Source organism: Streptosporangium sp. NPDC002721 (assembly GCF_042888905.1).
Classification (GTDB): Bacteria; Actinomycetota; Actinomycetes; order Streptosporangiales; family Streptosporangiaceae; genus Streptosporangium.
The window spans coordinates 240,933-252,162 of the sequence record NZ_JBIAQI010000017.1; the positions used below are offsets into that span (position 1 = coordinate 240,933).

General features: G+C 71.9%; 6 protein-coding genes and 1 pseudogene. 5 read left to right on the forward strand and 2 right to left on the reverse strand.

Translation table 11 applies throughout. The annotated features are described in order from the left end of the window. The first annotated feature begins 167 nt into the window (after positions 1-167). Both ACFYWM_RS25055 and ACFYWM_RS25060 read left to right on the forward strand, forming a co-directional pair. Positions 168-2,036 carry an ABC transporter ATP-binding protein gene (locus ACFYWM_RS25055; RefSeq protein ID WP_389917890.1) on the forward strand — a complete coding sequence of 623 codons (1,869 nt, stop codon included), beginning with the start codon at positions 168-170 and terminating at the stop codon, positions 2,034-2,036. Beyond that, entirely contained in the window at positions 2,036-3,862 is a 1,827-nt protein-coding gene (locus tag ACFYWM_RS25060; protein WP_389917892.1) for an ABC transporter ATP-binding protein, read from the forward strand. The genes ACFYWM_RS25055 and ACFYWM_RS25060 overlap by 1 nt, the downstream gene beginning before the upstream one ends. Before the next feature lie 134 nt (positions 3,863-3,996). On the opposite strand, the gene ACFYWM_RS25065 is transcribed toward ACFYWM_RS25060, so the two are convergent. Further along, entirely contained in the window at positions 3,997-4,842 is an 846-nt protein-coding gene (locus ACFYWM_RS25065) for a GNAT family N-acetyltransferase (RefSeq protein WP_389917894.1), read from the reverse strand. A 518-nt stretch (positions 4,843-5,360) separates the two neighbouring features. Here ACFYWM_RS25065 and ACFYWM_RS25070 point away from each other — a divergent pair. From ACFYWM_RS25070 to ACFYWM_RS25080, 3 genes are all read left to right on the forward strand, one after another. Beyond that, positions 5,361-8,771, forward strand: a complete 3,411-nt coding sequence (locus ACFYWM_RS25070) for a tetratricopeptide repeat protein (RefSeq protein WP_389917896.1) — start codon at positions 5,361-5,363, stop codon at positions 8,769-8,771. Between the two features lie 297 nt (positions 8,772-9,068). After that, positions 9,069-9,884, forward strand: coding sequence for a VOC family protein (locus ACFYWM_RS25075; RefSeq protein WP_389917898.1), 816 nt, complete (start codon positions 9,069-9,071; stop codon positions 9,882-9,884). Positions 9,885-9,928: 44 nt separating this feature from the next. After that, entirely contained in the window at positions 9,929-10,408 is a 480-nt protein-coding gene (locus ACFYWM_RS25080; RefSeq protein WP_389917899.1) for a DUF1801 domain-containing protein, read from the forward strand. Positions 10,409-10,684: 276 nt separating this feature from the next. Here ACFYWM_RS25080 and ACFYWM_RS25085 read toward each other — a convergent pair. Next, positions 10,685-11,230: pseudogene (locus ACFYWM_RS25085) on the reverse strand (penicillin-binding protein); the annotation flags it as partial.

Sequence of the window (11,230 nt, forward strand, 5' to 3'; positions counted from 1 at the left end):
CCTCGCGGGAGGAGCGTCCCGCGCATCCGTCCCCTGACCGAACGAGGGGCGGCCGAACCCCGGCAGGTCCGGGCGGGGCGGGGCCGGAAAATCCGATGGGAAACGGTCGGTGCCCGGTGATAGAAAACAAGTTCGATCCCATTGTCGATCCGCTCGGGGGCGAGCCAGTGGTCACCAGCAGTTCGGAGTTCTCCGTACCCGGCCGCCCGTACGACAGGCGGGGTCCGGTGCGCTGGCTCTGGTCCCATGTCCGCCGCCATCCGATCCAGCTGACCGGGTTCCTCGGCGCATCGCTGATCATGGTCGTGCTCAACGCCATGGTCCCCGGGCTCACCGGCGCGGCCTTCGACGCGGTGCTGGACGAGAACGGCGGCGGGGCGCGGGCACTGGGCGCGATCTCGCTGGGGCTGCTGGCCGTCGTGCTGGCCAGGGGCGCCTTCGACCTCGTCGCGCGGCTGGGCAGCGAGGTCCTGGCCAAGCGGCTGGAGCGGGACGCCAGGGACGAGCTCTACGTCAGCCTGCTCGGCAAGAGCCAGACCTTCCACAACCGGCAGCGGGTCGGCGACCTGATGGCGCGGGCGGCCAACGACATCCGGCAGCTCTCCACCATGATCAGTCCGGGCATCGACCTGATCGTCGACTCCAGCCTGACCGGCCTCGTGCCCCTGGTCTTCATCGTCATGATCGATCCGCGGCTGCTGCTGGTGCCCGGCGTCTTCGCGATCGCCTTCGTCGTCGCGCTCCGGCACTACATGGGGCGGCTCAACCCCGTGGCGACCCGCATGCGGGAGCAGTTCGGCGATCTCAACGCCGGGCTGAACGAGGCCGTCCGCGGCATCGAGGTCATCAAGGTGACCGCGCAGGAGGCCCAGGAGCGACGACGGTTCAGGATCCTGGCGCGCCGCTACCGCGACTCCTTCGCCCACAACGGCCTGGTCCAGGCCCGTTACCTGCCGACCCTGCTCTTCGCCTTCGCGATGGCCGGCTCGCTCTGGCACGGCCTCCACATGCACGCCACGGGCGCCATCACGATCGGCGACCTGGTCGCCTTCATGGGCCTGGTGGCCATGCTGGGCTTCCCGACCAGCATCTCGATCTTCACCTTCTCGCTGGTCCAGATCGGCATCGTGTCCTCCCGCCGGATCCTGAGCATCATGAACACCGAGACCGAGCTCGGGCAGCGCGCCGACGGCCACGCCGCGCCGATCAGCGGGGAGATCGTCTTCGAGAACGTGACGTTCGGCTACGGGGAGGACGATCCGGTGCTGCGCGGGGTGACGTTCACCGTACGACCGGGCGAGACCGTGGCGATCGTCGGCGAGACCGGTTCGGGCAAGAGCACCCTGGCGAAGCTGGTCCCCCGGATCTACGACGTCACCGCGGGCCGGATCCTGGTCGACGGCGTGGACGTCCGCGAGTGGGACCTCGACTCGCTGCGCTCCCAGATCTCCACCATCGAGCAGGACATCGTGCTGTTCTCCCGGTCGGTGGCCGAGAACATCGCCTTCGGGCTGGGCCAGCGGGTGGAGCGGGAGGCCGTCGTCCGGGCGGCCGAGGAGGCCCAGGCCGCCGACTTCATCGGCGAGCTCGACGAGGGCTACGACACGGTCATCGGTGAGCGCGGCATCACCCTCTCCGGTGGCCAGCGCCAGCGTCTGGCCATCGCGCGGGCGCTGCTGACGGATCCGGCGATCCTCGTGCTCGACGACTCGACGAGCGCGATCGACTCCGCGACGGAGGACCGGATCCAGCAGGCCATCGGCCGCGTCCTCGACGGGCGCACCACCTTCCTGATCACCCACCGGCTCTCCCAGATCCGCTGGGCCGACAAGGTGCTGCTCCTGCGGCGGGGCGAGCTGGTCGACTACGGCACGCACGACGAGTTGCTCACCCGAAGCCGCCTCTACCGGCGGATCTTCGCTCATTACGACGTGGCCGACGCGACCGGTGAGGTCGACGTGACCGACGGCGCCGTGTCCGGCGACACCACCGACCCGGCCGTGGTCCTCGCGGGCGAGCAGGGAGCGCAGGGCTGATGGGCTTCATCATGGACGGCCTCGACGCCGAGGACTACGACCGCACCTACAGCGACCGTGACCTCCTTCGCCGGATCCTGTCCTACTTCCGGCCGAAGCTGGGCTCGATGATCCTGGTGGCGGTCATGATCGTGCTGTTCTCGCTGAGCCAGGCGGCCATGCCGTTGCTGGTCAGCTGGGGCGTGGACGGGGTCGAGGACGGCACGATCGGCGACGTGGGCTGGCAGCTCACCGCCGGCCTGCTGGTCGCCGGGGTGCTCGGCTGGGCGTTCAACTTCGTCCGCCAGTGGTACAGCGCGAAGGTCACCGGCGACGTCGTCCTGCATCTCCGCCAGGACGCGTTCGACGCCGTGCTGGAGCGTGACCTGTCGTTCTACGACGAGAACCCGTCAGGCAAGATCGTCAGCCGGGTCACCTCCGACACCGACGACTTCGCCACCGTCTCCACCCTGACGATGGACCTGATCAGCCAGGTGCTGATGGTCGGCTTCGTCACGGTCCTGCTCTTCCTGCGCAGCGTCGAGCTCGCCCTGCTCACCCTTCTCGTGGTGCCGGTCGTGATGGGAATCGCCCTGCTGTTCCGGCGGGTCGCCCGCACCAGCACCCGCAGGGCGCAACGCTCGCTGAGCCGGGTGAACGCCACCCTGCAGGAGACCATGGGCGGGATCACCGTCGCCAAGAACTTCCGCCAGGAGCAGCGGGTCTACGACGAGTTCCGTCCCATCAACCAGCAGAGCTACCAGGTGACGCTCAGGCAGGGGTTCGTCTTCTCCGGCATCTTCCCCGTGCTCTTCCTCGTCGCCGGACTGGCCACGGTGGTGCTCGTCCAGCTGGGCGGCACCACCGTGCTCGGCGGCGGCCTGTCCAGCGGCGACTGGTTCCTCTTCCTCCAGGGCGTCTCGCTCTTCTGGTTCCCGCTCACCTCCATCGCCGCGTTCTGGTCCCAGTTCCAGCAGGGCCTGTCCGCGTCGGAGCGGGTCTTCGCCCTGATCGACGCGCCGCCCCGGGTCGTGCAGACCGACCCCCAGCCGGTCGGCAGGCTGGCGGGCCGCATCGAGTTCCGCGACCTCACGTTCGGCTACGAGGCCGCAAGCCCCGTGCTGCGTGACTTCGACCTCACCGTCGAGGCGGGCGAGAGCGTCGCGCTGGTCGGCCACACCGGTGCGGGCAAGTCGACGCTCAGCAAGCTGATCACCCGGTTCTACGAGTTCCAGGACGGCCGGTTGCTGATCGACGATCGCGACGTCCGCACGCTGGACCTGGCCGGGTACCGGCGGCAGATCGGCGCGGTGCCGCAGGTCCCGTTCCTGTTCAGCGGCACGGTCTCCGACAACATCCGCTACCCGAGGCCCGAGGCGAGCGACGATGAGGTGCTCGCCGCCGCCGCGGCTGTCGGCGGGGGCGACTGGATCGACGCCCTGCCCGACGGCCTGCGGACCGACGTCGGCGAGCACGGGCGCGCCCTGTCCATGGGCCAGCGCCAGCTCGTCGCGCTGGCCCGCCTGCTCATCCAGGATCCGGCGATCGTGGTGCTGGACGAGGCCACCGCCAGCGTCGACCCGCTGACCGAGGCCCAGATCCAGGAGGGCCTCGACCGGGTGCTGGCCGACCGCACCTCCATCGTCATCGCGCACCGGCTGTCCACGATCGAGCACGTCGACCGCATCATCGTGCTGGATCACGGCCGGATCGTCGAGGAGGGTGACCACACCACGCTGCTGGCTCGCGGCGGCCACTACTGCCAGGTCTACAACACCTACTTCCGGCACCAGTCGCCCGACTACCGGCCCGGTTCCGGGTTCGTCTCCGTCGTCGGCTCCGCGTGATGCCGACGGTTCCGCGCGGTGCCGCCGGCGTCGCATGACCCCCGTCGGCTCCCTGTGATGCCGCCGGCGTCGCGCGACGTCGTCGGCTTCGCATGATCGAGGCCGCCCGAGCCCGGGGCCCCCGGGCGGGGGCGCTAACCGGCGGGCTCGGCGATCAGTGCCGTGCCCGCGTGACGGAAGCCGAGCCGGGCGTAGATCCGGGCGACGTCCTCGTCCCCCGCCGACAGGAAGACGGTCTTCACCCCCCGGGAGCGGGCGTCGGCGATCAGCGCCGCGGTGACCGCGAGAGCGAGGCCGCGCCGGCGGGCGGCGGGCAGCGTGCCGACCCCGACGATCTCGCTCACCTCCCCGACCTGGTTGTGCTGGCCCGCGCACAGCGCCGTACCACCCTCGACGGCCGCGGCGATCACCGTCAGCCCCGCCCGGACGCGTGCGGTGCCGCTCTCCAGGGAGCCGTCACCGGCACGGGCCAGGACCGCCTCCGCCAGATCCGCCGTGTCCGCCGCGCCGACGCGGGTGCCGGGCTCGGCGAAGGCGAGGTGGGGAACCACCAGCGCGGAGGGCAGCACCGGGTCGTCCGCCTCCAGGACCCGCACCGCCGGGTAGGTGGGCGCCTCCTCGGGCGCGACCGGCGCGATGTCCGTTCCGAGCACCATCAGCGGGTGCTCGTGGACCGCGAGCCCCGCTTCCTCGACCGCGGCGCGGAGGACGGGCGTGGTCTCGGCCACCCACTCGAAACTCTCCGGGATCCCTAGTTCGCGCTGCCGCTCGCGGACCCGGACCACGTCCTCGGCCCGCACCGGGCCGGACCACCCGTGAGTCGGGCGCGCGTAGAAGGGCCACCCCACGCCTTCCCGTACGAACAGGGTGAGCGGCCCATGGTCCTCAGCCCTGGCCTCGCGTCGCGGAACCGCGTCGTAGTAGCGCTCGATCAGGTCCAGCATGTCCGGCGGGGCCCCGGAACCTTCGATAACAGTCATGACCCGCATCCAAACAGCGGCTCGTGGGCCGACGCCACTTCATTACCCGCCGAGCGCGGCGACGCTTCGCGACGCGGGACAGGACGGCGCGGCGTGAGACGGGGAAGAGGGACAGGGATGTGGACGGGCCGGCCCATCTGACCCACCTGGCCCGCCCAGCCACCCGGCCGCCCGGCCACCCTGCCCACCTGCCCACCTGCCCCATCTGGCCCGCCCACCCTGCCCACCCGGCTGGTTCGGCTCGCGCGGCGGAACCTCCGGAATCACTCGCCAAGCCCGGAAATATCCCCTGCATATACGCTGAAAACGCCTAAATACCTATTAACGGTTCACGCAGCGGAAAGCACACTTTCCGCATCCATAGTTACGATCAGAGCACGTCCTCCCGCGAGCATCCCACCATCGGGAAATCGAGTTACCCTTACGACAGAAGCATCTTTGTCACCTTATTATTGTTGATTTCCACCTTTCGTAGGCTCCATAGAGAGCGATGGTGTTGCGATGAGTGGCGACAAGAAATGAACAACGGAGATGAGAACAGCGGCGGCTCACGGCGGCGACCGCTCCTGTTCATCCGCTCGCAGCCTCCTCCCGGACCGCTACGTGACCTCAAGGACCTGCTGCAAGAGCTGTACCTGGAGGCCGGGGCCCCCACTCTCGACGACATCGCCGAGAGAATCGCCGTCGACCTGCCCGGCCCCGGCGCCCCCGGACGCGACACCGTCCGCCGGATACTGGCCCTGGCGGAGATGCCCGCCGACCAGGCCGACCTGATGGCCGTCGTCACCGTGCTGGCCCGGCTGGCCCGCCGGGACCCCCTGGGCGTCGCCGTCCGGGGTCGCGAGCTGTGGAGGCGGGCCCGCCTGGCCTCACCGGCCGGGCTGCCGATCCGCTCGCCGGCCGACCCGTTCTCCCCGCTGGCCGACCCCTTCTCCCTGGGGGTGCACCGGGCGATCGACGCGGGGACGGGCCCCGAGGTGAGCGACGCGGAAGGGGACGCGCAAGGGAAGACCAGGGCGGGCGACGCGGGAGGGAAGGCCAGGGCGGGCGACCTGCCCGCCTACGTGCCGCGCCGCCACGACGACCGCCTGGCCTCCGTCGTACGGCGGGCGGTGGCCGGGCACAGCGCGGTCGCGATGCTGGTCGGCGACTCCTCGACAGGCAAGACCCGGGCCTGCTGGGAGGCCGTACGGCTCCTGCCCGGCGGGTGGCGGCTGTGGCATCCTGCCGATTCCGGTCGTCCCGAGACGATCCTCCCGGCCCTCGACTCCCTCGCGCCACGGACCGTCGTGTGGCTCGACGGGGCGCAGTCCTACCTGCTCACCCCGGCCGACGGCACGGGCGAGCGCGTCGCCGCCGGGTTGCGGGCCCTGGTGAGCGACCCGGAGCGCGGCCCGGTGCTGGTCCTGGGCACCCTCTGGCCCGAACACTGGGCCGCCCTCACCTCGCCGCCCGCCGCGAGCGCCGCCGCCCGCACCCAGGCGCGGGCGCTGGTGACCGGCGCGGCCATCCACGTCCCCGACCGTTTCACCGGCCCCTCCCTGGAGGCGGTACACGGCGCGGCGAGCGGCGATCCTCGCCTGGAACGCGCGTACGCCGGGGCCCGCGACGGCCGGATCGCCCAGTACCTGACCGGCGTGCCCGGCATGGTGGAGCGCTACCGCGACGCGCCCGCCCCGGCCAGGGCCGTGGTCGAGGCCGCGATGGACGCCAGGCGCGCGGGACACGGCCCCGCCCTTCCCCGCGCCCTCCTGAAGACCGCCGCGTTCGACTGCCTGACCGACTACGAGTACGGCTCCCTGCCCCCGGGCTGGTTCGAACAGGCCCTGGCCTACGCCTGCGGCGCCCCCGGACTCCTCTCGCGCGTCCGTCCCCGCCGTGACGAGCCGTCCGCGTACCCCCGCTACCGGCTGGCGGGCTGCCTGGAACAGCTCGGTCACGCCGAGCGCCGTACACGTCCCGCTCCCGCGGCCCTGTGGGACGCGCTGGTCTCCCACGCCGACCCCGAGGACCGGCCGCGCCTCGCCGCCCAGGCTCGGACCCGCGGTCTCTACCATCACGCCCTCCTGCTGTACGGGGCCGCCGCCACCGCCGGTGACGCCGATGCCGCGCGGCAGGCGATCGCCCTGCTCGGGGAGACGGGACGTACCGAGGAGGCGCTCACCTGGCTGCGGATCCACGGCGGGCAGGACGACGCCCAGGTCCTCGCCTGGAGCGGCGCCGTCCTCAACGCGGCCGGACACCGCGAGAGGGCGATCGGCGCCTACCGGCGCGCCGCGGAGGCGGGAAACGCCGACGCCCCGAGAGAGACGGTCGCCCTGCTCGTGGGCGATGGAAGAGCGGAGGAGGCGCTCAGCTGGCTCCGGGCCCACGACTGGTTCGGCGACACCGGCCTTCCCGTCTGGACCGCGGCCCTCCTCGACAGGGCGGGACACCACGGGGAGGCCCTCGCCGCCTACCGGCACGCCGCGCGGGCCGGGAACATCGACGCCCCGGAGTGGCTCGCGTCCCTGCTGTACAGGACCGGCCACGGGCAGGAGGCGGTCGCCGCCTGCCGCCGCGCCGCGAGAACCGGCGACGACCACGTCCTCAAGCAGGCCGTCGCCCTGCTGCGGGAGATGGGACGGACGGAGGAGGCGATCACCTGGCTGCGGATCCGTTCCGGGAGAGGCGACACCGCCGCCCTGTGGGAGGCGGTCGAGGTGCTGCGGGAGTCGGGGCGGATCGAGGAGGCGATCACCTGGCTGGAACCCCGCGTGGAGAAGGGTGACCACCGCGCGATCTCGAAGACCGCCGAGCTGCTCCAGTACGCGGGACGGACCGAGGAAGCGATCACCTGGCTGACCACTCGTGCCGAGACCGGTGACGCCTACGCCTACTGGCGGTCGATCGGCCTCCTGCGGCGGACGGGACAGATCGAGAAGGCGATCACCCTGCTCCGGGCCCGCGCCGAGAACGGCGACCACCGCGCGCTCGAGGAGGCGGTCGAGCTGCTGCGGGAGACGGACCGGACCGGGAAGGCGATCACCTGGCTGTACTCCCGCGCGGAAAGCGGCGACCGCCCCGCCCTCGCCCTGCTGCCCCGGCTCCTGGAGGGGGCGGGCCGGACCACGGAGGCGATCGCCGCCCACCGGCGCGTCGCCGAGGCGGGAAACGCCGGTTCGCTCTGGTCGATGGCCGTCCTGCTGCACCGGGAGGGCCGCCGGGAGGAGGCCATGGCCGCGTACCGGCGCGCCGTCGAGGCCGGGCACACCGGTGGCGGCTGGCGGATGGTCGAGCTGCTCCAGGAGACGGGCCGGACCGAGGAGGCCCTCGCCGCCTACCGGCACGCCGCCGACGCCGGGGACACCGACGCCGGATGGCGGATGGTCGAACTGCTCCAACGGGCGGGCCGGGCCGAGGAGGCGATCACCTGGCTCCGGGCCCGCGCCGAGAACGGCGACACCGACTTCCTGTGGAAGGCGGTCGAGCTGCTCCAGGAGTCGGGGCGGGCCGAGGAGGCGATCAGCTGGCTGCGAGCCCGCGCCGGGGCCGGCGACACCGGCGCCCTCAGGCGGTTCACCACGCTGCTCTACCAGCTGGACCGTTCCGACGAGGCAGTCACCTGGCTCCGGGCCCGCGCCGAGAGTGGAGACACCGTCGCCCTGGGCCACGCGGTCGACCTGATGTACGAGACGGGCCGGGCGGAGGAGGCCGTCACCTGGCTTGACACCCGTACCGAGGCGGGCGACATCGATGCCCTGATCTGGACCGCCGTCCTGCTGTGCGAGACCGGCCACCCGGACAGGGCCGTCCTCGCCTACCTCCGCGCCGCCGAGCTGGGCGTCCCCGGCACCCTGTGGCGGGCGATCGGCCTGCTGGGGCAGCTGGGCCGCACCGGCGAGGCCGACCGGCTCCGGCGGTACGGGATCACCCCCGGCAGGACGTGATCCCCCTCTTCCGCGCCCACCTGGTTCCTGGCCGCCCTGTCCGGCACCCGGGGACACCCTGAGCGAACCGGTGCGCGGCGAGGCAGGCGGCGAACCGATCAGGAATCGAGAAGCGCGCACCCCCGCACCGCACCTAGCGTTACCTGCATGAATGTCACTGTTCACTTGAGTTTCCCGCCGTACGACGCCCCAGAGGCTCCCTGACCTTCCAGCGCGCCCAGAACCACGCTGAGCCGTCCCCTGAACGAGATCCGCACGCGCGACATCACCGGATGCGCCAGGTCCAAGGAGTCACACATGGCCCTCAAACTCGACGTCATCGCCCTCGGGGCACCCGAGGTGCACGCCGCGCGCGGGTTCTACGCCGCCGCGTTCTCTCCCGTCATCACCGACGAGGGTGACTCGGCGGACCTCGACATGCACGGGACCGGGCACCTCGAACTGTCCGCGACCGAGAGGCTCGCCGCCGACGCCGGCGCCGAACCGGCGACGTCGGGATTCCGCGGTTACGTGCTGACCTGCGCCGTCAGCCGGCCCGCCGAGGTCAGGGCTCTGATGGACGCCGCCGTCCGCGGGGGAGCCGAGGTCCTCAAGCCCGCGAGGAAGGCCCTGTTCGGCTCGTTCTCCGGGGTGTTCCGGGCGCCGGACGGCGCCGTCTGGAAGCTGGCGGCCGCCCCCCACAAGGACACCGGCCCCGCGGCGGAGACCCCGTTGCCGACCGAGACCATGGTCATTCTGGGCGTCGCCGCGCCGAAGGCGTCCAAGGCCTTCTACGGGGCCCTGGGCATGACGGCCGATCGCGACTACGGCAGCAAGTACATCGACTTCCACCCCGCCAAGGCGGCGGCCAGGCTCTGCCTGATGGAACGCGGGGTCCTGGCGAGGGACGCGGGCACCACCGGGGAGGGCGACGGCTTCCCGTCGATGGTCCTCACGTACAGAGCCGAGTCCCGCGAGGAGGTCGACGCTCTCCTGGCGGCCGCCGTCACCGCCGGCGGCCGGATCACCGTCACCACGGCCGAGGCACCCGGGGGCGGGTACTCCGGCCACTTCACCGACCCCGACGGCTTCCGGTGGAGGGTGGCGCACCGAGGGCCGTCCCCCAGCCTGTAATCAGCACGATCACCATGGCAACCAGTAGAAGGAGCGTCATATCAATGAGCGCCACATCGAAAGCCGGTGACGGCGACAAGCGGAGCACGTCCTCCGAGGAGGGATTCTCCGATCTGGAGCGTGCCGCGATCAAGGAGCGCGCGGCGGAGCTGAGGGGCGGTGCTCGCCGCGGCCGGGGCGCGGGCAAGGCCGCGGCCGACGAGCGGGACGTGCTCGCGAAGATCGCCGAGATGGCGCCGCCGGACCGTGCGCTGGCCGAGCGCGTGCACGCCATCGTCACGGCCACCGCTCCGGAGCTGGCGCCGAAGCTGTGGTACGGCCAGCCCGCCTATGCCAGGGCCGGGAAGGTGGTGTGCTTCTTCCGCAGCGGGCAGGTGGACAAGGAGCGCTACTCCTCGCTGGGGTTCACCGTGGAGGCGAATCTCGACGACGACGGCATGTGGCCGACGGCCTACGCCCTGACGACGTTGAGCGAGGCCGGTGAGGCCGCGCTCAGGAAGCTTGTCGAGAAGGCCGTGAGCTGAGGTTCCGGCAGGCCCGGAAGTCCCGCGGAGCGGCGTGAGCCCTCCGGCCTTGGCCCGGTGCCCTCACCGAGGTCTCCCGGATGGCGGCCGGAAGGACCACGCGGAATCCGGGTGGCCCTCGCTGACAGGACGACACTCATGCCCATGGCCCTCCACCGGGGGCGTCGTTCGGACAGCACACTTCACCATGGGTGCCGCACGGCCGAAACGGGTGAGAACCACCCCGGCCGTGCGGCGACTCATCGCGCCGGCACCTGCTGACGCCCCCGGCTCCCGTCAGCCGTCGCCCTCGCCGAACTGGTTCCGGCCGCCACGGCCGTCGCCGTTGCCGCCGCGACCGCCGGGGCCGTTGTCCCAGCCGGGCCTGTCGAAACCGCCGTCGTCGGGGTCGTTGAGCTCGATGGTGTCCCCGTCCTCCTCGTCGTCCTCCGACGGGGGCGGCGCGGGCTGGCAGCTCTGGCCGCAGCCGCCGAACCGTTCCGTGTTGATCGGGGTGAACGACGACGGCTCGACGTTCTTCAGCGCCCCCAGCATCGTGTCCTTCCAGATCGGACCCGGAATGCTGGCGCCGAAGACCGAGCCGTAGTAGCGGCCGCCGATCGTGACGCCGTTCAGCTTGTAATCCTGCGCGCCGCGGGGGTCGCCGATGCTGACCGCGCCGGCCAGGTCGGGGGTGAACCCGGCGAACCAGGCGGTGGCGGAGCTGTCGGTGGTGCCGGTCTTGCCCGCCGCGTCGCGGCCGATGCCGCCGACGGATCGCATCGTGCCCTTGGTGAACACCCCCGACAGCACGTCGGCGGCCGCGTCGGCGACCTCGGGGTC

Coding starts and splice junctions, on each gene's coding strand:
- ACFYWM_RS25060 (WP_389917892.1), top strand. CDS start 2,036: ATGGGCTTCATCATGGACGGCCTCGACGCCGAGGACTACGACCGCACC.
- ACFYWM_RS25065 (WP_389917894.1), bottom strand. CDS start 4,842: ATGACTGTTATCGAAGGTTCCGGGGCCCCGCCGGACATGCTGGACCTG.
- ACFYWM_RS25070 (WP_389917896.1), top strand. CDS start 5,361: ATGAACAACGGAGATGAGAACAGCGGCGGCTCACGGCGGCGACCGCTC.
- ACFYWM_RS25075 (WP_389917898.1), top strand. CDS start 9,069: ATGGCCCTCAAACTCGACGTCATCGCCCTCGGGGCACCCGAGGTGCAC.
- ACFYWM_RS25080 (WP_389917899.1), top strand. CDS start 9,929: ATGAGCGCCACATCGAAAGCCGGTGACGGCGACAAGCGGAGCACGTCC.